The organism is Mycobacterium sp. KBS0706, assembly GCF_005938675.2.
GTDB lineage: Bacteria > Pseudomonadota > Alphaproteobacteria > DSM-16000 > Inquilinaceae > Inquilinus.
This window is the reverse complement of the sequence record NZ_VCCH02000027.1, coordinates 69,643-91,046: the sequence shown is the minus strand read 5'-3', so window position 1 is coordinate 91,046 and position 21,404 is coordinate 69,643. Positions and strand designations below refer to the sequence as shown.

General features: G+C 68.7%; 13 protein-coding genes and 1 pseudogene. 8 read left to right on the top strand and 6 right to left on the bottom strand.

Translation table 11 applies throughout. The features are described 5' to 3' along the window. The coding region (locus tag FFK22_RS16710) for a membrane integrity-associated transporter subunit PqiC (RefSeq protein ID WP_186002499.1) at positions 1–292 on the top strand (292 nt) is incomplete at its 5' end. Between the two features lie 125 nt (positions 293–417). On the opposite strand, the gene FFK22_RS16705 is transcribed toward FFK22_RS16710, so the two are convergent. Beyond that, positions 418–1,410, bottom strand: coding sequence for an aldo/keto reductase (locus tag FFK22_RS16705; protein ID WP_138891309.1), 993 nt, complete (start codon positions 1,408–1,410; stop codon positions 418–420). Between the two features lie 96 nt (positions 1,411–1,506). Between FFK22_RS16705 and FFK22_RS16700 the strand changes: the two genes are divergently transcribed. The 6 genes and pseudogenes from FFK22_RS16700 (at position 1,507) to glgB (ending at position 12,284) form a co-directional block, all read left to right on the top strand. Then, positions 1,507–2,415, top strand: a complete 909-nt coding sequence (locus FFK22_RS16700; protein WP_138891310.1) for a LysR family transcriptional regulator — start codon at positions 1,507–1,509, stop codon at positions 2,413–2,415. Between the two features lie 99 nt (positions 2,416–2,514). Beyond that, on the top strand, positions 2,515–3,342 hold the full coding sequence (locus FFK22_RS44445) for a carboxymuconolactone decarboxylase family protein (RefSeq protein ID WP_138891311.1): 828 nt from the start codon (positions 2,515–2,517) through the stop codon (positions 3,340–3,342). Between the two features lie 279 nt (positions 3,343–3,621). After that, positions 3,622–6,807, top strand: a complete 3,186-nt coding sequence (locus FFK22_RS16690) for an alpha-1,4-glucan--maltose-1-phosphate maltosyltransferase (protein WP_138891312.1) — start codon at positions 3,622–3,624, stop codon at positions 6,805–6,807. Position 6,808: 1 nt separating this feature from the next. Next, positions 6,809–8,467 (top strand): annotated as a pseudogene (treS, locus tag FFK22_RS44440) (maltose alpha-D-glucosyltransferase); the annotation flags it as partial. 39 nt (positions 8,468–8,506) lie between these two features. Continuing rightward, positions 8,507–10,099 carry a putative maltokinase gene (locus FFK22_RS44435; RefSeq protein ID WP_306770120.1) on the top strand — a complete coding sequence of 531 codons (1,593 nt, stop codon included), beginning with the start codon at positions 8,507–8,509 and terminating at the stop codon, positions 10,097–10,099. After that, on the top strand, positions 10,092–12,284 hold the full coding sequence (glgB, locus tag FFK22_RS16680; RefSeq protein WP_138891314.1) for a 1,4-alpha-glucan branching protein GlgB: 2,193 nt from the start codon (positions 10,092–10,094) through the stop codon (positions 12,282–12,284). The genes FFK22_RS44435 and glgB overlap by 8 nt, the downstream gene beginning before the upstream one ends. A gap of 42 nt (positions 12,285–12,326) precedes the next feature. On the opposite strand, the gene FFK22_RS16675 is transcribed toward glgB, so the two are convergent. The 5 genes from FFK22_RS16675 to argG all read right to left on the bottom strand — a co-directional run bounded on the left by FFK22_RS16675 (position 12,327) and on the right by argG (position 20,751). Next, entirely contained in the window at positions 12,327–13,508 is a 1,182-nt protein-coding gene (locus FFK22_RS16675; protein ID WP_138891315.1) for a Wadjet anti-phage system protein JetD domain-containing protein, read from the bottom strand. Beyond that, entirely contained in the window at positions 13,501–17,025 is a 3,525-nt protein-coding gene (locus FFK22_RS16670; RefSeq protein WP_138891316.1) for an ATP-binding protein, read from the bottom strand. Before FFK22_RS16670 ends, FFK22_RS16675 begins: the two co-directional genes overlap by 8 nt. Beyond that, complete coding sequence (locus tag FFK22_RS16665) at positions 17,025–17,759, bottom strand: DUF4194 domain-containing protein (protein ID WP_186002498.1); 735 nt, start codon at positions 17,757–17,759, stop codon at positions 17,025–17,027. The genes FFK22_RS16670 and FFK22_RS16665 overlap by 1 nt, the downstream gene beginning before the upstream one ends. Continuing rightward, positions 17,749–19,329 (bottom strand): Wadjet anti-phage system protein JetA family protein, encoded by a 1,581-nt coding sequence (locus FFK22_RS16660; RefSeq protein ID WP_138891318.1) that lies wholly within the window; start codon positions 19,327–19,329, stop codon positions 17,749–17,751. The genes FFK22_RS16665 and FFK22_RS16660 overlap by 11 nt, the downstream gene beginning before the upstream one ends. Before the next feature lie 78 nt (positions 19,330–19,407). Further along, the gene (gene argG, locus FFK22_RS16655) at positions 19,408–20,751 is read right to left on the bottom strand and encodes an argininosuccinate synthase (RefSeq protein WP_138891319.1); all 1,344 of its coding nucleotides are present in this window, start codon (positions 20,749–20,751) and stop codon (positions 19,408–19,410) included. Between the two features lie 113 nt (positions 20,752–20,864). On the opposite strand from argG, the gene FFK22_RS16650 reads away from it, so the two are divergent. After that, a complete protein-coding gene (locus FFK22_RS16650; RefSeq protein ID WP_221938644.1) occupies positions 20,865–21,371 on the top strand; it encodes an AAA family ATPase in 507 nt (168 codons plus the stop codon). Positions 21,372–21,404: the final 33 nt, after the last annotated feature.

The following is a 21,404-nucleotide window of genomic DNA, read 5'->3' as shown; positions in this document are numbered from 1 at the left end:
CGACCTGACGGCGCGGCTTCCGTCCGGCTCGGTGGTCACCACCAGCCGGACGCTATCCGGCGACGAGGCGCTGACGGTCGAGCTGGCGCTCAGCCGCTTCGACCCAGAGGCCGACGGCACGGTGGTGCTGGAGGCGCAGTGGCGGCTGCGGCGCAAATCCGGTGGCCGGGCCAAGACGGAAACGGCCCGCATCACCCGCCGCCCGGCCGACGACAGCATCGCCACCGAGGTCCGGGCCATGAGCGATGCGCTGGGCGAACTTGCCGACCGCATCGCCCAGGGGATGCGGTAGCGAGCTATCCCTTTGCCGTCATTCCCGCGCAAGCGGGAATCTCTATCCGGTGAAAGCGTTGCGAGATCCCCGCTTTCGCGGGGATGACGGATTGGGGGAAGTAAGGCGAACGCGCTAGCCGCGAGTCAGCGCCCCACCAGCCGCTGCAGATGCTCCGGGTAGCGGGCGCCCTGCACGGCGATGCCGGAGAGGGCGTCGTCGATGTCGCGCAGCTCCTCGGCGGTCAACTCGACCGCCGCCGCGCCGACATTCTCCTCCAGCCGGTGCGGCTTGGTGGTGCCGGGGATCGGCACGATCCAGGGCTTCTGCGCCAGCAGCCAGGCGAGCGCGATCTGGGCCGAGGTCACCCGCTTGCGGGCTGCGATGGCGCCCAGCAGGTCGACCAGCGCCTGGTTCGCCTTGCGCGCCTCGGCCGAGAAGCGCGGCACGATGTTGCGGAAGTCGCCGCTGTCGAAGGTCGTGCTGTCGCTGATCGCGCCGGTGAGGAAGCCTTTGCCGAGCGGGCTGAACGGGACCAGCCCGATGCCGAGCTCCTCGAGCACCGGCAGCATCTCCGCCTCCGGCTCGCGCCACCACAGCGAATATTCGCTCTGCAGCGCCGCGACCGGCTGCACCGCATGAGCGCGCCGGATTGTCTCGGCGCCGGCCTCGGACAGGCCGAAGTGGCGGACCTTGCCCTCGCGGATCAGATCCTTGACCGCGCCGGCGACGTCCTCGATCGGCACATTCGGGTCGACGCGATGCTGGTAGAACAGGTCGATGACGTCGGTGCGGAGCCGCTTCAGCGAGGCCTCGGCGACTTGGCGGATATGCTCCGGCCGGCTGTTCAGGCCGGATTGCTTGCCGGTCTCCGGATCGATGTCGAAGCCGAATTTGGTGGCGATCACCACCTGGTCGCGGACCGGGGCCAGCGCCTCGCCGACCAGCGCCTCATTGGTGAAGGGGCCGTAGACCTCCGCCGTGTCGAAGAAGGTGACGCCGAGATCGACGGCCTTGCGGATCAGCGCGATCCCCGCCGCCGTCTCGACCGCCGGGCCATAGCCGAAGCTGAGCCCCATGCAGCCGAGGCCAAGGGCCGACACTTCGAGGCCGCCGCGGCCCAGTTTGCGCTTCTGCATGTCCTGTCTCCTGAATGTGTCGGCCAGAATCTGGGACGCGCGGCGCCTTGCGATTAGATGCTAGAATTGGCATGGACTTATCACGGACGCTCATGAATGCCGCGGGAGAACCTCAATGACCTGGTCGCCTTCCTGGCGGTCGCGCGCGAGCGCAGCTTCACCCGGGCCGCGGCGCAGCTCGGGGTCTCCCAGTCGGCGCTGAGCCACACCATCCGCGGGCTCGAGGAACGGCTGGGCCTGCGGCTCCTGACCCGCAGCACGCGCAGCGTCGCCCCGACCGAGGCCGGGCAGCGCCTGGTCCTGAGCCTCGGCCCACGCTTCGAGGAGATCGAGGCCGAGCTGGCGGCGGTGAGCGCGCTGCGCGACAAGCCGGCCGGCACCGTCCGCATCACCGCGGGAGAGCATTCGGCCGATACGATCCTGTGGCCGGCGGTGGCGAAGCTGCTGCCGGACTATCCGGACATCCGGTTGGAGATCAACGTCGATTACGGGCTGACCGACATCGTCGCCGAGCGCTACGACGCCGGCGTTCGCCTCGGCGAGCAGGTGGCGAAGGACATGATCGCGGTGCGCATCGGCCCGGACATGCGGATGGCGGTGGTCGGGTCGCCGGCCTATTTCGCGCGCCGGCCGCCGCCGCGGACGCCGCAGGAGCTGACGGGCCACAACTGCATCACCATTCGCCTGCCGACTTATGGCGGGCTGTATGCCTGGGAGTTCGAGCGCGACGGGCACGAGCTGAAGGTGCGGGTCGAGGGGCAGCTGGTGTTCAACACCATCGCCCTGCGGCTGAACGCGGTGCTGGACGGGCTCGGCCTGGGCTACATGCCGGAGGACCAGGTACAGGACCATGTCGCGGCGGGGCGGCTGGTGCGCGTGCTGGAGGATTGGTGCGCGCCCTTCCCGGGCTATCACCTGTACTACACCAGCCGCCGGCAATGCTCGCCGGCGCTGTCGCTGCTGATCGACACGCTGCGCTATCGCGGAGATCCGCGGCTGCATTGATGAGCCCGATCGATAGCTCCATGCGCCCCCGCGGCTCTAATGGCCCGATGCCGCACGGCCCATCTTCCGAACTCCCCGACGGACGACGGAGATTGACCGATGAAGCTGCCCGCCACCCTGCTCGCCATGGCCTCCCTGGCCGCATCGGCCCAGGCGGAGGAGCGGAAACCGGCTGTCCCGCGAGTGGCCCCGCCCGATGTCCGGGCGGTGGCGCCGGCGCTGGCCGACTACACCGACGAGGTGCTGTTCGCGGATGTCTGGGCCAGGCCCGGCCTGTCGCCGCGGGACCGCAGCCTGGTGACGATCGCGGCCCTGATCGCGACCGGCCAGACGGCGCAGCTGACGGGCCACATGAACCGAGGGCTCGACAACGGCTTGACCCAGGCGCAGTTGTCTGAGGTCATCACCCATCTCGCCTTCTATGCCGGCTGGCCCAGGGCGATGTCCGCGATCCCGGTCGCCAAGCCGGTGTTCGAGGCGCGCGGGCTGCCGTCGGGCGAGGGTTCCGAGACGCAAGGGAGCACGACATTGGACATCGTTCGCCACGGCGCGACGCCCGCCCAGCCCGGCCCGGCGGAGTACTTCACCGGCACGGTCCGGATCGCCTCGCGCTTCCAGCGCACCGATCCGGCGCGGGTCGGCGGCGCGATCGTCAGCTTCGAGGCCGGCGCCCGCACCGCCTGGCACACCCATCCGCTGGGCCAGACGCTGATCGTGACCACCGGCCAGGGCTGGATCCAGCGCGAGGGCGGCCCGCTCGAGGAGATCCGCCCCGGCGACGTGGTCTGGATCCCGCCCGGCGAGAAGCACTGGCACGGCGCCACCGCGACCACGGCCATGACCCATGTCGCCATTTCGGAGTCGCTGGACGGCAAGAATGTCGACTGGCTGGAGCACGTGACCGACGAACAGTACGCGCCGCGCTGACCTCTGCGGCGGGCCGGCCATTTTTGTTGTCATCGCCGGGCTTGACCCGGCGATCCAGGGGCCACCCAGAGCGGCTTCGACATTCCCTGGATGCCCGGGTCAAGCCCGGGCATGACAATTAAAAATTGAATCGCAGTCTATAAGAGTTGCCCCCTGTTTGCCGTTCACCCTTAACCAGCCGCTCCATGACGACAGGCGCGGCCATTCTGAAAAGACAGGAACCGCCACGACGCGACCCGCGTTCACCACGACAGAAGCCAACTGTCGGGAGGGTGGACAATGCCCGTACAGGCCCTTCGGTCGCGCCAAAATACCCACGATAGCCTCCCCACGCCCGGATCGCGACCTCGCCACCTCTACTCCATCCCGGCCGGGCCCGAGGCGATCCCGCCCCAATTCCTGAGCGCCATCCTGCCGCATGTCGCGCGGATGGGGTTCGGCCACGTCATGATCGCGGCCTCGCCGGACTCCTGGGGATCGGCCGGGCTGGACGCCGTCGTCGCGGCCTGCCGCAGCCACGGGCTGGGCGTCATCCTCGACCTGGCGGGCCGGATCGTGCCTGTGGACGCGGGGGAGACGCCGCCGGGCGAAGAGCCGCCGGATCCGCGCCGGGCGCCGGAGCGCGGAGATGTCGTGCTGCGCAAGGATGCCGGGCTGTCGCGCGCACTCGCGGCGCTGGTGAAGGCGGGCATCGGCGGCTTCGTCTGCGGTGTCTCCGATGCGGACGAGGCCCGACAGTGGGCGGGCGTCATCGCCGGGACCCGCCAGGAGGCGCCCGGCATCTGGTTCGGCACCTGGGCCGATCCCGCGACCGACCAGACCCTGCTGCGGGACAGCGGCTTCGACGCCACCCTCTCCACTGCCGGATTGCTCGACAGCTGGAGGCGATCGCCGCCCGAGATGGCCGCGCCCGTCCTGCCGGCCATCACCACGCCAGAGCCGATCGCCGGGCCGCGCCTGGCCGCCATCGTCCGGCATCCGACCCTGCTGCGCCGGGCCTACCGGCGATCGCTGCGGCTGGCGGTCGCCGCGGGCGACGGCCTGCTGCTGCCGATGGGCTTCGAGCTCGCCGCCCGCGAGACCCCGATCGGCCCGGCCGATTCCGAGTTGCGCTGGGCACGCGAGACGGCGCCCTTCGACCTGAGCGAAGAGATAGCGACCGCGATCACGGCCCTGGGCCGGACGGACGGCAAGGCCGCCGCGCTGCGCGACCTGACCGGCCCGGAGGCCACGGTGGTCGCCCTGCTGCGCACCGCGGCCGGTGCGGCGCCGGACCGGGCCGAGCTGATCCTGGCTAACACCGACCTGCACCGGCCGGCGACGCTGCAGCCGGCGCCGGTGCTGCGCGGCATCGGCGGGGATTTCGGGCCGTTCACGGACAAGCTGGGCGGTACGCCGGCGGGGCTGGACGGCCCGGTCACGCTCGATCCGGGCGAGACCCGGGTGCTGGAGGCGCCGCGCGCCGCGCCGGTTGCCGCCGCCCCGTCGCGCATCGCCGAGTTGGACCTGGCGCGCGCCGTCCGTGCCCCGCGGGTCGCGATCGAGGCGGTCTCCCCCTCCCCCGGCCACGCCCGCTTCCCGGTCCGGCGCACCGCCGGCGAGAGCGTCCGGGTCGAGGCCGACGTGATCACCGACGGGCACGAGATCACCGCCGTCGCCCTGCTGTGGCGGCCGGAGGATGAGCGGGCCTGGCGCGAGCAGCGCATGGCGCCGGCCGGCAACGACCGCTGGGCGGGGGAGTTCCCGCTGGAGCGGGTGGGCCGCTACCTCTTCGCCGTCGAGGCTTGGCGCGATGTGTTCGGCACCTACCTGTCCGACCTGCGCAAGAAGCAGCTGGCCGGGCTGGACCTGACCGTCGAGATCGAGGAAGGCCGGCTGCTGGTCGAGCAGGCCAAGCCCCCCGCCCGGGGCCGGATCCGGGCCGAGCTGGACGCGCTGCTGGCCGGCTTCACCGAGGCCGCGCCGGCGGAGCGGCTGGCGCGGCTGCAGGCGCCGGAGACGGCGGCGCTGATGGCCAGGGCCGACCGGCGGCCCTTCGCCATCCGCCAGGACCCGCCGCAGGCGGTGGATGCCGAGCGCCGCGCCGCCGGCTTCGCCAGCTGGTACGAGCTGTTCCCGCGGTCGCAGAGCGGCGACCTCAACCGGCACGGCACCTTCGACGACGTGATCCCGCGGCTGCCGGCGATCCGCGCCATGGGCTTCGACGTCCTGTACCTGCTGCCGATCCACCCGATCGGCCGGAAGAACCGCAAGGGCCGCAACAACAGCCTGACCCCCGGGCCGGACGATCCCGGCAGCCCCTACGCCATCGGCTCGGAGGAAGGGGGCCATGACGCGATCCACCCCGAGCTCGGCACCATTGAGGATTTCCGCCGGCTGCGCGACGCGGCGGCGGAGCACGGGCTGGAGCTGGCGCTGGACTTCGCCATTCAATGCTCCCCCGACCATCCCTGGCTGCGCGAACATCCAGGCTGGTTCGGCTGGCGGCCGGACGGGACCATCCGCTACGCCGAGAACCCGCCGAAGAAATACGAGGACATCGTCAATGTCGAGTTCTACGCCGAGGCGGCGCTGCCCGACATGTGGCGAGCCCTGCGCGACATCGTCGCCTTCTGGGTCGGCGAGGGCGTGCGGCTGTTCCGGGTCGACAACCCGCACACCAAGCCCTTCCCGTTCTGGGAGTGGCTGATCGCCGACATCCGCAGCCGCGATCCGGGCGTGGTGTTCCTGGCCGAGGCCTTCACCCGGCCGAAGGTGATGTACCGGCTGGCCAAGATCGGCTTCTCGCAGAGCTACACCTACTTCACCTGGCGCAACAGCAAGGCGGACCTGACCAGCTACCTGACCGAGCTGACCACGACGGCGCCGAAGGACTTCTTCCGGCCGCACTTCTTCGTCAACACGCCGGACATCAACCCGCAATTCCTGCAGACCAGCGGCCGCCCGGGCTTCCTGATCCGCGCCGCGCTGGCGACGACGCTGTCCGGGCTGTGGGGCATGTATAACGGCTTCGAGCTGTGCGAGGCCCAAGCCGTCCCGGGCAAGGAGGAGTATCTCGACAGCGAGAAGTACCAGCTGCGCGTCTGGGACCTGGACCGGCCCGGCAACATCGTCGCCGAGATCACCCGGCTGAACCGGATCCGCCACGCCAACCCGGCGCTGCACAGCCATCTCGGGCTGACCTTCTACAACGCCTTCAACGACAGCATCCTCTATTACGGCAAGGCGACGCCCGACCGCGGCAACGTCCTGCTGGTCGCGATCAATCTCGACCCGCACCGGCCGCAGGAGGCCGATATCGAGATCCCGTTGTGGGAATGGGGCCTGCCGGATGACGGCGCCCTGGCGGCCGAGAACCTGATCACCGGCGAGGCGTTCACCTGGCACGGCAAGATCCAGCACATCCGCCTCGATCCCGCCCTTCCCTTCGCGATCTGGCGCGTCCGTCCGGCGCAGGAGGTGTGACATGCTCAAGCGTTCCCCCGCCCCCGGCTTCGAAGACACGTCCTGGTACAAGGACGCGGTCATCTACCAGCTGCATGTGAAGTCGTTCTTCGATGCCAATGACGATGGGGTCGGCGATTTCAAGGGGCTGATCTCGAAGCTGGACTACATCGCCAGCCTGGGCGTCGACACGCTGTGGCTGCTGCCCTTCTATCCCTCGCCGCGGCGCGACGACGGCTACGACATCGCCGCTTATACCGAGGTGCATCCGGATTACGGCACGATGGCCGATGCGCGCCGCTTCATCGCCGAGGCGCACCGCCGCGGCCTGCGCGTGATCACCGAGGTGGTGATCAACCACACCTCCGACCAGCACCCCTGGTTCCAGCGGGCGCGGCGGGCCAAGCCCGGCTCCGCCGCGCGGAACTTCTATGTCTGGTCCGACACCGACCAGGCCTATACGGGCACCCGGATCATCTTCCTGGACACCGAGACGTCAAACTGGACCTGGGACCCGGTGGCCGGCGCCTATTTCTGGCACCGCTTCTACTCACACCAGCCGGATTTGAACTTCGACAACCCGCGGGTGCTGGCGTCGGTGCTGCGGGTGATGCGGTTCTGGCTCGACCTCGGCGTCGACGGGCTGCGCCTCGACGCCATCCCCTATCTGGTCGAGCGCGAGGGCACCTCGAACGAGAACCTGCCCGAGACCCATGCGGTGCTGAAGCAGATCCGCGCCTATCTCGACACGCATTACCCGGGCCGCATGCTGCTGGCCGAGGCCAATCAATGGCCGGAGGACACGCAGGAGTATTTCGGCCGCGGCGACGAATGCCACATGGCGTTCCACTTCCCGCTGATGCCGCGGATGTACATGGCGATCGCGCGCGAGGACCGGTTCCCGATCAGCGACATCATGCGCCAGACGCCGGAGATCCCGGAGAACTGCCAATGGGCGATCTTCCTGCGCAACCATGACGAGCTGACGCTCGAGATGGTGACCGACAGCGAGCGCGACTATCTGTGGGAGACCTATGCCGCCGACCGGCGCGCCCGGATCAATCTCGGCATCCGCCGCCGCCTGGCGCCGCTGCTGGAGCGCGACCGCCGGCGCATGGAGCTGATGAACAGCCTGCTGCTGTCGATGCCGGGGACGCCCGTCCTCTATTACGGCGACGAGATCGGCATGGGCGACAACATCCATCTCGGCGACCGCGACGGGGTGCGCACGCCGATGCAATGGTCGCCCGACCGCAACGGCGGCTTCTCCCGCGCCGATCCGGAGAAGCTGGTGCTGCCGGCGATCATGGATGCCCTCTACGGCTTTCCGGCCGTGAACGTCGAATCCCAGGGGCGCGACCCGCATTCGCTGTTGAACTGGACCCGCCGGATGCTGGCGCTGCGCCGCCGGCACCGCGCCTTCGGCCGCGGCACGCTGCGCTTCCTCTACCCCGGCAACCGCAAGATCCTGGCCTATCTGCGCAGCTTCGAGGACGAGACCATCCTGTGCGTCGCCAACCTGTCGCGCGCGCCGCAGGCGGTCGAGCTGGACCTCGCCGATTTCGAGGGCCGCTCGCCGGTCGAGATGACCGGCGACACCGTGTTCCCGCCGATCGGCCAGCTGACCTATCTGCTGACCCTGCCGCCCTACGGCTTCTACTGGTTCCATCTGCACGCCGACGCCACGGCGCCGCGCTGGCACCACGAGCCGCCGGAGCAGATGCCGGAATTCGTCACCCTGGTGCTGCGCGACGGGCTGGCCGATGTGCTGTCACCGGCGTCGCGGCAGATCCTGGAGGGCGAGAGCCTGCCGGCCTACCTGCCGAAGCGCCGCTGGTTCGCGGCCAAGGACCGGCGCATCGACAGCGTCCATATCGCCAAGGCGACGCCGCTGCCCGGGACCGATCTGATGCTGGCCCAGGTGGAGGCGACCGCCGGCGGCACGACCGATTGCTACCAGGTGCCGCTCGGCATCGCCTGGGAGGATAACGGCCTGCCGGCGCTGCAGCAGCAGTTGGCGGTCGCCCGGGTCCGGCGCGGCCGCCGCGTCGGCTTCCTGACCGATGCCTTCTCGCTGCGCGACCTGCCGCTGGCCATGATCGAGGGGCTGCAGGCCGGCCGCACGGTCCCCACCGATGATGGCGAGATCCGGTTCCGGCCGACGACGCGGATGGAGGGGTTCGAGCTGCCGCCGGATACCGAGATCCAGTGGCTGGCGGCAGAGCAGTCGAACAGCTCGCTGGTGCTGGGCGACAAGCTGGTGCTGAAGGTGATCCGGCGCATCCGCCCCGGCATCCATCCCGAAGCCGAGATGGGGCGCTACCTGACCGAGCACGGCGCCAGCAACATCGCCCCGCTGTTCGGCGAGGTGGTGCGGATCGGCGCCGACGGCGAGCCGCGGACCCTGGCGATCGTCCAGGGCTTCGTCCGCAACCAGGGCGACGGCTGGGGCTGGAGCCTGGACAACCTCCGCCGGACCGTCGACGAGATGACCCTGACCGAGGGCGCCGCCGACGGGGATGGCTTCGCCGACGAGGCCGGCTTCGCCGCGGCGATCGGACGGCGGCTGGCGGAGATCCACACCGTCCTGGCCCAGCCCTCCGACGATCCCGCCTTCGCGCCCGAGCCTGTCGATGCGAAGACGGTGGCGGCGTGGGTCGAGGAGGCGCGGGTCGAGATCGACGGCGCACTCGCCACGGTCGCGGCGATGCGCGACTGGCCGGACGCCCCGACGGAGGTGGCGGCGAAGCGGCTGCTGGCTGGCCGGGACGGCCTGGCGCGGCTGGTCGAACGCCTGGCCGCGGCCGGGCGGGGGTCGCTGCAGACCCGGGTCCATGGCGACTTCCATCTCGGCCAGGTTCTGGTGGCGCAGGGCGACGCCTATCTGATCGATTTCGAGGGCGAGCCGACCCGGCCGATCGCCGAGCGCCGGCACAAATCGAGCCCGCTGCGCGACGTCGCCGGCCTGCTGCGGTCGATCGACTACGCCGCGGCCACCGCCGACGACGCCACTCGCGATTCCATCCCCGAGGCGATGCGGGAGCAGCGGACCGCCCTGCTGCAACGGTACCGGGACGAGGCCTCCAAGGCTTTCCTCGACGCCTATCGCGACGTCGCCCGGGCGGCGTCGCATCCCTGGGCGACGCCGGAGGCCGAGGAGGCGCTGATCGCTTTGTTCTCGCTGCAGAAGGCGGCCTACGAGATCCGCTACGAGGCGGCGAACCGGCCTGGCTGGATCGGCCTGCCGATCCGCGGCCTGGCCGCCCTTCTCGACCAGCTCGCCGCCGAAGCGAAGGTTCTGACCCATGCCTGATGTCGCGCTGCCGACCGGCCTCGATCCCGCCGCCCTGGACGCGATCGCGGCGGGACGCCACGGCGATCCCTTCGCGGTGCTCGGCCCCCATCCGACCGGGGACGGCACCGTGGTCCGCGCCTGCCTGCCCAATGCCGACAGGGTCGAGGCGGTGGCGCGGACGGGCGGACGCCGCCTGGCGACGCTGAAGTTGGTCCACCCGACCGGGGTTTTCGCCGGCGTCCTGGACGAGGACGAGCCCTATCTGCTGCGCATCACCTGGCCGGGCGGCGCGGTGCAGGAGACCGAGGACCCCTATGGCTTCGGGATCCTGCTGAGCGATGCCGATTTGAACGGCCTGGCCGCGGGCGACCCCGAGGCGGTGCGGCATTGCCTGGGTGCCCGGGTGGTGACGATCGACGGGGTCGAGGGCACCCGCTTCGCCGTCTGGGCGCCGAATGCCCAGCGCGCCTCGGTGGTCGGCGCGTTCAACAGCTGGGACGGACGGCGCCACCCGATGCGGCTGCGCCATCACGGCGGGGTGTGGGAGATGTTCATCCCGCGCGTCGCCGATGGCGATCTCTACAAGTTCGAGCTGGTGGACCGGCACGGCCATGCGCTGCCGCAGCGCGCCGACCCGCTGGCCCGCGAGACCGAGGCGCCGCCGCGCACCGCCTCGGTGGTGCCGCTGCCCCTGCCCTTCCGCTGGACCGATGGCGAGTGGATGCAGGGGCGGGCCGAGCGGCAGGCGGCCTCGGCCCCGATCTCGATCTACGAGCTGCATGCCGGGTCCTGGCTGCACGGCGAGGACGGCAGGCCGCTCAACTGGGACGGGCTGACGGAGCGGCTGGTGCCCTATGTCGCCGGCATGGGCTTCACCCATCTCGAGCTGATGCCGATCACCGAGCACCCCTTCACCGGCAGTTGGGGCTACCAGCCGCTCGGCCTGTTCGCGCCGACCGCGCGGTTCGGCCCGCCGGAGGCCTTCGCCCGCTTCGTCGACGCCTGCCACCGGGCCGGCATCGGCGTGCTGCTGGACTGGGTACCGGCGCATTTCCCCGGCGACGCCCACGGGCTGCACCGCTTCGACGGCACCGCCCTCTACGAGCACGAGGATGAGCGCGAGGGCTTCCACCGCGACTGGAACACCTGGATCTACAATCTCGGCCGGGCGGAGGTGGCCGGCTTCCTGCTGGCCAGCGCGCTGGAATGGCTGGACCGCTATCATCTCGACGGGCTGCGGGTGGACGCGGTGGCCTCGCTGCTGTACCGCGACTACAGCCGCAAGCCCGGCGAGTGGATCCCCAACGCCCATGGCGGTCGCGAGAACCTGGAGGCGATCGCCTTCCTGCGCCGGCTGAACGCGCTGGTGGCCGAGCGCCACTCCGGCGCCGTGGTGATCGCCGAGGAATCGACCGCCTGGCCCGGCGTCACCGCCCCGGAATCGGAGGGCGGCCTCGGCTTCTCCTTCAAATGGAACATGGGCTGGATGCACGACACGCTCGGCTACATGGCGCACGACCCGATCCATCGCAAATACCACCACAATGCGATGACCTTCGGCCTGCTCTACGCCTTCAGCGAGCGCTTCGTGCTGCCGCTGTCGCATGACGAGGTGGTCTACGGCAAAGGCTCGCTGCTGGGCCGCATGCCGGGCGACACTTGGCAGCGCTTCGCCAATCTGCGCGCCTATTTCGGCTTCATGTGGAGCTCGCCGGGCAAGAAGCTGCTGTTCATGGGCGGCGAGTTCGGCCAGGAGCGGGAGTGGAACCACGACGCCCAGCTGGACTGGCGCCTGCTGGACGATCCGCTGCATCGCGGCCTGCAGCGGTTGGTCCGCGACCTGAACCGGATCTATCGGGCCGAGCCGGCGCTGCACCGGCGCGACGCCGAGCCCGCCGGCTTCGCCTGGACCGTGGCCGGCGACGCCGAGGCCAGCGTCTTCGCCTATCTGCGGCTGGGCGCGGAAGGCGACCCGCCGATCCTGGTGGTGTGCAACTTCACCCCGGTGCCGCGGACAGATTACGGCATCCGGGTCCCGCCGATGGGGCGGTGGCGGGAGATCCTGAGCTCCGATGCTCGGGTCTATGGCGGCGGCGGCATCGCCGCCGAGCGGCCGCCCGTGACGATCCGCGAGGCGGAGGGCCACGACCGACTGGTGATCTCCCTGCCACCACTCTCCACCACCGTGCTGCGCGGGGAGTGAGCGCCGGAGCCTGATGGATGAGCGATCGTCCGAGGCGCCCCCTCAGCTGTCGATCGGCAAAGGACTCACCGGATCCAGCTCCTCCTGCTCAAGCTGGTGAGCATCCGGGCCAGCGAGAAACTCCGCGAGCGACGTGACTATGCTGTCGGCTGGAACGTGCCTAAACGGAGCCGCCGGCTCGCATTTCACGCCGCAGGTGCGGGCGATCTCAGGGCTCATGAGATGCAGGGCCAATCGCCGGCCGACCCGTGCCAGGGCGGTTTCCAGGCGGTATGCGATCTTGATGCCACCCCCGTCGATATCGCCCCAGTGGAAGATCGGACCATCGGCCGCCCCGGCGATCTTCAGGATGAGCCACAGGGCCGCATCGCTCGGGAACCCGCCGGTATAGACGACCACCCCACCATCGGCCGCCTCGCGGACCTGCCGATTGAAGCTCGCCAGGTTCTCGATCGTCAGGATCCAGCGCGGCCGGGCGGCGACGCCGATGCCGTCGATCATCTCCGGCGCGATTCCGAGGAACGGATCCGCCGGCAGCGGCGCGCCCCGATACGTCACGGCTCCCGCCAGCAGGCAGGGCTGCGGATGCTTGAGGATGCCGTGGACGGCCAGAACCTCGTCGGCATCAAGATCGTCGGGAAAGGCCTCGGCCTGCCGCAGCACATCGATGATCTTCGCCTTGTTCCGCTCCAGGAACTTGCTGTCCCCCGTCGTCCGGCGCGAGAACGTCCGAAGATCCAACCCGTCCATGGACCGCTGGAGCAATGCGGCCGCCGCCGCGAACACCTTGACCACGGCATCCGGATCATCGGGGACCAGGTCACGGACGAGGGTCCGGCCCACCCGCCAGCCTGCGACGAGCTCGTCGAGCACCGCAGCCAGCTGCTGCGGCTGACCCGCGAGCCGGTCCCGGAGCGCGGCGGCCGCTGCCTCCGCGCGAACCGCCAGCGGAATGCGGCCGAGGAATCGATAGAGGCGGTCCGGGTCTTTCAGAACCGCGGCGTCTATATTGTGCCGGTTCGCCCCCTTACCCCATTCGAGGCTGATGCCGCCCTCCGCCTCGGCCGCCGCAAGGCGCGCGTGCAGATCCTCTCGGTCCTCCGACAGCCAGGATCGGGCGGGCAGACGCTCGATGACGCGCTGCTTGCGTTCCGGCCGAAGCTCGACCCGGTCGAGCAGGCGATGCAGCAGACGGTTGGCGAAAGCGAGCCCCTCCCTAGGCATCCACCCCCTCGGTCAGCCGGCGGCGATAACCCTCGATCCCGACGTGCTCGGGATTGATGGCACCCATCTGCTCCCGCGCATAGGGGGTCGGGAACTCCGAATCGAGATGCACGACCTGATGGACCGGGTCCTTGTTCACGGCCACGATGCAATCCAGCACTTCAGTGAAGGTCGGCCGCTTGTCCTCGGGTGCAGCGAGAACGATCTGGAGGCCGAGATCCTTGAAAAAGCGGATCAGGGACTGGGTGTTCGGGATGTCGAGCTTCTTGAACGCTTCGTCGAACAGCACCAGCCCCATCCCGCTGGGTGTCGCCCCCGGGTGGCCGCCGGGGTAATAGGCGAGCGTCAGGGATGCGGCGATGGCGACATAGAACGGGGCCTCCCCCTCCCCGCCCGACGCCACGGTGGCGCGGGCGCTGAGCGAGATCAGCCCTTTCCGCTTGAAGTCCTCGTCCTGGATCTCCGGAGAATCGTCGTCCTGCGCCTCGGGCGGGAACATCACCAAGTCGTAGGTGAAGTAGTTCCGGTAGTCCTCCAGGCCGCTGCCGCCGGTGTGCTCCAGATACTCGTTCAGCTCGCTCATCGCCGCCTGCAACGCCAGGTCGCCCGCGCGTCCCTCGACGATCGCCTGGGCCTGCTCCGGATTGCTACCGACCTCGATCGCCAAGCGCCGTATCCGGTCATAGGCCGGATCCGGCTTCTTCCGGAACTTATAGAACTGGCCGGTGAAGCGGTGGCGCTTCAGCTGCTGATTGAGCGTCCGCAGTTGGATGTCGAGCTTCTGGAACTTCGAGTTCAGCTTGGCGAGAAGGTCTTCCTTCAAGGTGAAGTACATCTCCTTCTCGGCGCGCTCCGCCTGCTCGCGATACGCCCTGAGCTCATTCTGCTCGAGCCGGATCTGATAGCGTACCACCCAGGCGTAGTCGGCCGTGAACGGCTGCTGGTCGGTGATCGGCCGCTCGATGCCGTAGTCCCTGAGGTAGTCATCGAAACCGGTTCGGGCCGAGTTGGCCAGCCGAGCAACCCGGGTGTCGATGTTGTGCAGCGCCGCATCATGGATCCGGTACTGCTCCTCGAACACAGCGATCGCCTTCCGGCCGTCGTCGGCGAGCTGCAAGCGTTGCGCCAGACAAGGGTTGACCGCGCCAAGGACGCCGCTGCGGGTCTCAGCGTCGGCCCACTCGAGAACGCCCTCGAGCTCGGAATCCGCAAAGTTCGCCGCGGCCTGCCGCTTGACCGTGACGGAGGCCTTAAGCGCCCGGCGGGCCGAGCCGTGCTCGCTCTCGGCCCGGCCGACCTCCTGGATGGCGGACTTCAGGGCCTCGTCGATCTGCCGCAGCTCAGCCTTGTACTCCGAGATCTCAGTCTTGAGGCCTTCGATCTCGGCGACCAGCCTGGCCTCTTCCTCGGACAACACGCTCTGCTGGCGCCGGTCCAGCTCCTCGAGCGTCCGCCGGATCTCGTCGTGCCGAAGGGCGATCTCCTCGACGTCGACCTGGAAGGTCGCCAACCGGTCGGCGACTCGCCGAGCCCCTTCCAGCAGCTTGAGGTCCCGCGTGAGATCGGCGATCTGCCCGGCGAGGTCGTCGACGATGCGCCGCAGCGCCTCGGCCGTCTCCTCCCGCGCCCGGCGGCCGATGATCAGCGCGAGGTCACGCTGGACGGAATAAGCCAGGCCGGAGGTGGTCTTGCCGTTGCGCATCACCGCCCGGTCGGCACGCTCCAGCTCGGCCTCACCGTCCACCATCCGGAAACCGCCGAGATGGGTCGCGACATAGGCGAGCGCATGCGGATCGTCGCTTCGGACGACGGCGGCCAGGCTATCGCGATCTACCTGGGTGCGCACGGTGTGCGTGCGCGTGGTCTTCACCAGCCGGCAATTGTGCAGTCCGGCCTGATTGCGGTTGCGGTACAGCAGCTCGTTCGCCTCGCCGACCCGCACCGGATCGACGATCAGGGCCTCGCGGCCGTTCCCCAGCAGCGCCTCGACGGCGAATTGCCAGGATTCGTCGGTGATTTCGACCACGTCGCAGAGCGGCGTCGCCTCGATCCCCGCCTCGCCGAGCAGCCGGCGGAAAGCCTGTGTGTGCCGGGACAGGGGCGTGGCCCCGGAGGCCAAGCGGGCCAGGTTATCCCGTGCGGCGTCGCGCTCGCCCCGGAGGCGTCCGAGCTCGGTGAGCTGATGCGCGATCTGGGGATCCAACGTCTCGGGCAGCGCCGCCAGCGTGACGACTCTGGCGAGGCACGCGGCGACGTCGCGGCCGTGTCGCGGCAGCCAGTCCAGCCCCGGCGTCCACTGCAGCCGGGCCAGGGCCTCGCTCGCCGCCTGTACGATCGACCACGCAGACCCGGAGATGAAGGGCCGGGCTTCACGCAGATTGGCCGCGAGCTGCAGGACCTCCCGCACTGAGGCCGCCTGGGTCTCGAGCGGCTTCAGATCCTTCAGTGCCAGCTCCCGCTCGAGACCGATCCGGCCGAGCCTGTCCTGAAGCCCGGCCGCAGCAAGCGTCGCCTGCTTCTGCTTCAGCTCCTGCTCGGCCTCTTCGAGGGCGCGGCCCTGAGCCTTCTGCAGCGCCTCCTCGTTGTTCCGACGGCTCCTCACGGCCTCCAGGGCACGGCCGGCCTTGCGCAGGCCGAGGCGGTCGATCTCGACCCGGGCGCAACCGCGCCCCCACAGATCGGAGGCCCGGCCGATCAAGGCCTCGCCCCATTGGGCGTAGCGCTGCCGCACCGATCTGAGCCGCTTCAGCTTCTCCTCGATCGTCTGGATCGTCGCCACCATCTCGCGCCAGCGGGCGATCGACTCCCGGACTCGTTCGACCTCCAGCGGGTCCGGCTCGAGGATATAGGCGCGGCAGAACTGCGTCGGATCGAAGATCGGCTTGAAGGTGACCGCGTTGGAGAAGGCCTGCAGCACATGCCGGGCATCGGGCTGCTTGCCGCGAGGGCGCATCACGGCCAGCATATCGGCGACGAAGCGCTCCGCGCCGTGGCGATAGGGGCGCATCTCAGGGCAGATTCGCTTGAGCTCCCGCTCGATCTCCTCCCAGCGACGGATATAGCTCCCCTCCTCATCGACATCCTTCCAGCGCTCGACCGAGAAGGCGTGCCCCGGCGCGATGAAGCGGGTGAGGATGACTTCGCGCGAATCCTCCTGGCGCGCGGTCATGGCCAGCCCGACGGCGATGTCGTGACGCGTGCCGTCGAACCGCTCCTCGCCGAAGGTCAGCGCCAGGATCGACTCGCAGTCGGTTCGCAGCGGCTCGCCGCCATCCGCCTTGGGGACCAGATAGCCGAGGCAATAGTCGATGATCTTGCGGTCGGACTTGCCGCTCGCCGAGGCGTTCGGATGCACATGGCGATGGCTGCCGCCGCAGATCACCGTCTGGATGGCGTCCAGGATCGAGGTCTTGCCTGCGCCGGTGGGGCCGATGAACGCCGTGGCGTCGCGGATCTCGACATCCCGCGCCGAGACCAGATACCAGTTGATCAGGCTGATGCGCGTGAGTTGATACATTAGTCGACCGCCCCGGGGTTCACAGGATCGCTCTCGTCGTCGCCACCTTCACTGCCGTCGCCGGGCTCGACGGAATCGGGCGCGGCCGCCGGCAGCTGATCAACCCAATCGCTGATCTGCTGGACGTATGATTCCGGCACCGCGACCTCGATGCCCGACAGGATGGTCAGGGGGCGGACACGCTCCACCGGATCGCGCTCTCCCAGTTCGAGCACACCCTTGCGCTTGAGCAGACCGAGAATCTCGTTCAGGCGAGTTTCCTCGATCGTCACGCGGGCGAGCATCTCGAGCTTGTCGACCAGGTCGTTGGTCGTAATCTCCACGTCGCCCCGAGCCCCCATGATGTTGGCTCGGAAGCCCTCCTCATAGGCGAGCTTGAGGGCGAGCAAAACCAGGGTCTCGTCCCGCTTCAGTCGGCTCGCCTGCCAGTCGTACCGGCGCCTCTCCACCGCGGGAAACCGCAAGGCAACCATGCGAGACCGGGTGTCGAAATGGAAATCGAGCCCCATGGCAGAAAAATATTTCCGGAAGAAGCCCTGGTACTCGACCGTGGCCATGATGTTGTAGGACCTGGCAAGGTGATGCTGATGCGGATAGATGCATTGCCGCGACATCAGAACCTGGATGCAGCGCGTCACTTCTTCTTCAGTCGGTGGCTCCGGCATGCCTCGCCCTGGGCGATGGTCGTCCTGCAGATCGACGAGATCGCGTAGTTCCTTCAGTTCACCCAGCATGCTGTGCTTCCCTGCGGTCAAGACGCCTGATCTCGAAATCGGGAAAATCCAGCCATTCATTGGCGGCGCGCCGCTCCAGCAGTGTCACCTGGAACTCGCGGGCCAGGAGCCCATCGAACATGAACGGGACGTCACGCAGCCGCTGGAACACCACGAAATCGTCGACTCCCTCCACCGGGATCTCGCTGCCGCGGATGGCCGTGCGCCCCTCCAGGACCCGGACCAGGAAATCTTGGATCCGCTTGGGTGAGACCGCCACCCGCTTGGCGTAGTCGAGCTTGGCTCGATGGAAGGCCTGCAGGGCCGGGTCGATCGGCACCTCGCGAAGGCGGGAACGGCCGATCGCCCGTTTCGGGGCCCGCTGGGTATAGAGGATGTCGCCGCCCAGCAATGGGTCGAGGATGAAGAGATATGGATCGATCGGGATCTCGCCCGCCGGATCGATGCCGGCGCCGCCGAGCTTCTGCAGCGCCTGGGTGGCCCGCTCGATCGCGCCCCCATCATGCCGATCCATATAACGGACGACCGTCTGGATCTTGCGCTCGATCCGGAGCTGCGTTTCGGTGATGACGTCGAGCTGCCGGTCGATGCCGTCGAAGACACGGTAGACCTCCTGCAGCTCATGCAGGATCGCCTGCTCGGCGACGGCGTCGACGGCACCCCGCCCCTCCCGGACATAGGCCCGCGCCAGCCGGGTGAGCAGCAGCGGATCGCCTTCGATCAGGCGAACCCGCTCGAGGATGTCGTAGCGGAAGCGGAACGGGTTGTTCTTGGTGTAGAGGGTCTTGTAGTCCTCGATCAGGTATTTCGAGACGAAGTCCTCGAAGAAAGCCCGGAACAGGCTGCGCAGGCCTTCCTGCGACAGCACATGCTCCTCGACGCGCCGCATCTGGGCCGCGAGCGTCCGCAGGTGGTGGGAGAAATCAAGGGAGAACTGCCAGGCGTTGCGAATGCCTTCGGAGCGGTCGTCGGGATTGGCGGCGGCCGTCTCCAGGCTGCCCAGGACGTTGAGGACGGCTCCGCCATAGGAGCGCGTGTCGCCGGACACGATCTTCTGGAATTCCCGCAGCAGAAGCCGGCCTTCCGGAGCGAGATCGACCAGCTTGCGAAACCGGTCGCGCATCTCGACCAGCCAGCCGGAGTCGACCAGATACGCAAAGGCGAAGTACCGACGCAGGTCCTGTCCCTTGGCCTCGCGCGAGGCGGCGCGCCGCTGCTCGGCCGTGATCTCGGCATCTTCCTCCAGCGGACCATTCGTCACGCTATAGAGCTCGATGAAGTCGCCAATCTCTGCAATAACATCCACTCGACGTGGAGTATCTCCGACTGAGCCAAAGGTGCGATCATAGAGATGCAGCAGAAGCGCCGCGTAAAATCGGCGATTGGACGCCGCCAACGGCCGAAATATCTTATCCGGTAGTCGATCAAACAAATTTAACATATTACTCACATTCAAACACAATTGCGTCAACGCCGATTGAAGTAGGCAAAGCTGCTTAATGCACCGCAAACCGCCGGCTGGACCTCCGGCGATCTGTGGTCGCTCCTCGAGCGGAGCGGAGGATACCAAGATCCATCGCCGGGAGAAACAAAAGCCCCGCCTTTGCGGGGCGGGGCTCTGTGTCCGATCGTGACGCCGAGGGATCCGCTACGGCTTCTTGGCCGCGCCCGGCTGCGGCAGGGACAGGGTGGCGTCCGTGCCGCCCAGCAGCCCGGTCTTGAAGTAGACCGACAGCTTCTCCCGCGTGTCGGCGATGTCCATGTTGCGCATGGTCAGCTGCCCGATCCGGTCGGCCGGGGTGAAGGCGCCGGCGCCGCTCTCCATCGTCAGCCGCTCCGGATCATAGGTCAGGTTCGGGCTGGTGGTGTCGAGCAGGGAATAGTCGTTGCCGCGGCGCAGTTCGATCGTCACCTCGCCGGTCACCGCGCGTGCGATCCAGCGATGGGCGGATTCGCGCAGCATCAGGCTCTGCGGGTCGAACCAGCGGCCCTGGTACAGCAGGCGGCCGAGGCGGCGGCCGTTGCTGCGGTACTGCTCGATCGTGTCCTCGTTGTGGATGCCGGTCACCAGCCGCTCATAGGCGATGTGCAGCAGCGCCATGCCGGGCGCTTCGTAGATGCCGCGGCTCTTCGCCTCGATGATGCGGTTCTCGATCTGGTCGCACATGCCGAGGCCGTGGCGGCCGCCGATCACATTGGCTTCGCTGAACAGCGCCAGCGCATCGGCGAAGCCCTGCCCGTTCAGGGCGACCGGCCGGCCTTCCTCGAACCGCACCGACACCGTCTCGGCCTTCACCGCCACGTCGTCGCGCCAGAACGCCACGCCCATGATCGGCTTGACGATGTTGATCCCGGTGTTCAGGAACTCCAGGTCCTTCGCCTCATGGGTGGCGCCCAGGATGTTGCTGTCGGTCGAGTAGGCCTTTTCGACGGAGGCTTTGTACTCGAACCCCGCCGCGGCCATGTACTCGCTCATCTCCTTGCGGCCGCCGAGCTCGTCGATGAAGCGCTGGTCGAGCCACGGCTTGTAGACCTGCAGGTTCGGATTGACGAGCAGCCCGTAGCGGTAGAACCGCTCGATGTCGTTGCCCTTGTAGGTGCTGCCGTCGCCCCAGATGTCGACGCCGTCCTCGCGCATCGCCTCGACCAGCAGGGTGCCGGTCACCGCACGCCCCAGCGGCGTGGTGTTGAAATAGGTCGCGCCGGCGGTGCTGATGTGGAAGGCGCCGCACTGGATGGCGGCGATGCCTTCGGCCACCAGCTGCGACCGGCAGTCGATCAGCCGCGCCGCCTCGGCGCCGTAGGCGAGGGCCTTGCGGGGGATGTCGTCATAGTCGCTCTCGTCGGGCTGGCCGAGATTGGCGGTGTAGGCGCAGGGGAGCGCGCCCTTTTCCCGCATCCAGTGCACGGCGGCGCTGGTGTCCAGACCACCCGAGAATGCAATGCCGACGCGCTTGCCGACGGGAAGTTCGTGGAGAATGTTCGCAACCACCGCTCGCTCCGGAATTCTGCCTGGGGCCCTGCCCGGCCGCCGGCAAGCTATCCCGGTTGCCGGCGAATGTTAAGGGCTGGCTGGTGTTTCGCGCTTCCGTGCTAGGCCCTAAGGTGGACGAGGGCAACAAGAACACGCTGCTCGGGCGCGATGACAGCCCGATCGCCGACGACGCCCTGCTGCCCTATCTCGGCAGCCTGACGCGCGACGTGTTCAGCCGCGCCTTCGGGCTCAACGCCGAGACCCTGCGCCGAAGCGCCGAGGACATGCTGCGCAGCGACGGCGAGGCCGGCGCCAGCCTGTTCGCCGCGGCCTCCGGCCTGCGCAGGCTGAGCGATCTGCGGCGGAGCCTGGAGGACGAGGCGAACACCATCTTCGCCCCCCGCGCGTCGAAGGATCGCCGCTTCTACCAGGCGCTCGATCGCTTCGAGGATGCGCGCAAGGCGATCCGCGAGCGCGAGCTGAGGGCAGGCGACTGGAAGGCGCTCAACGAGTCGATCGACAGCCTCGCCACCCGCCTCGGCGACATCAGGGCGCAGCGGGCCGAGATCGCCGCGACGCGGTCGCAGCTGGCGCGGCTGAAACGCGTCGGCCCGATGTTTCAGAGCCTCCGACCATGAATCAGCGGCCCAGGCGCGTCCCGATCAGGAGGT

Coding starts and splice junctions, on each gene's coding strand:
- FFK22_RS16690 (WP_138891312.1), top strand. CDS start 3,622: ATGCCCGTACAGGCCCTTCGGTCGCGCCAAAATACCCACGATAGCCTC.
- FFK22_RS44445 (WP_138891311.1), top strand. CDS start 2,515: ATGAAGCTGCCCGCCACCCTGCTCGCCATGGCCTCCCTGGCCGCATCG.
- FFK22_RS16705 (WP_138891309.1), bottom strand. CDS start 1,410: ATGCAGAAGCGCAAACTGGGCCGCGGCGGCCTCGAAGTGTCGGCCCTT.
- FFK22_RS16665 (WP_186002498.1), bottom strand. CDS start 17,759: ATGCTGGGTGAACTGAAGGAACTACGCGATCTCGTCGATCTGCAGGAC.
- glgB (WP_138891314.1), top strand. CDS start 10,092: ATGCCTGATGTCGCGCTGCCGACCGGCCTCGATCCCGCCGCCCTGGAC.
- FFK22_RS44435 (WP_306770120.1), top strand. CDS start 8,507: ATGCCGGAATTCGTCACCCTGGTGCTGCGCGACGGGCTGGCCGATGTG.
- FFK22_RS16700 (WP_138891310.1), top strand. CDS start 1,507: ATGCCGCGGGAGAACCTCAATGACCTGGTCGCCTTCCTGGCGGTCGCG.
- FFK22_RS16675 (WP_138891315.1), bottom strand. CDS start 13,508: ATGCCTAGGGAGGGGCTCGCTTTCGCCAACCGTCTGCTGCATCGCCTG.
- FFK22_RS16670 (WP_138891316.1), bottom strand. CDS start 17,025: ATGTATCAACTCACGCGCATCAGCCTGATCAACTGGTATCTGGTCTCG.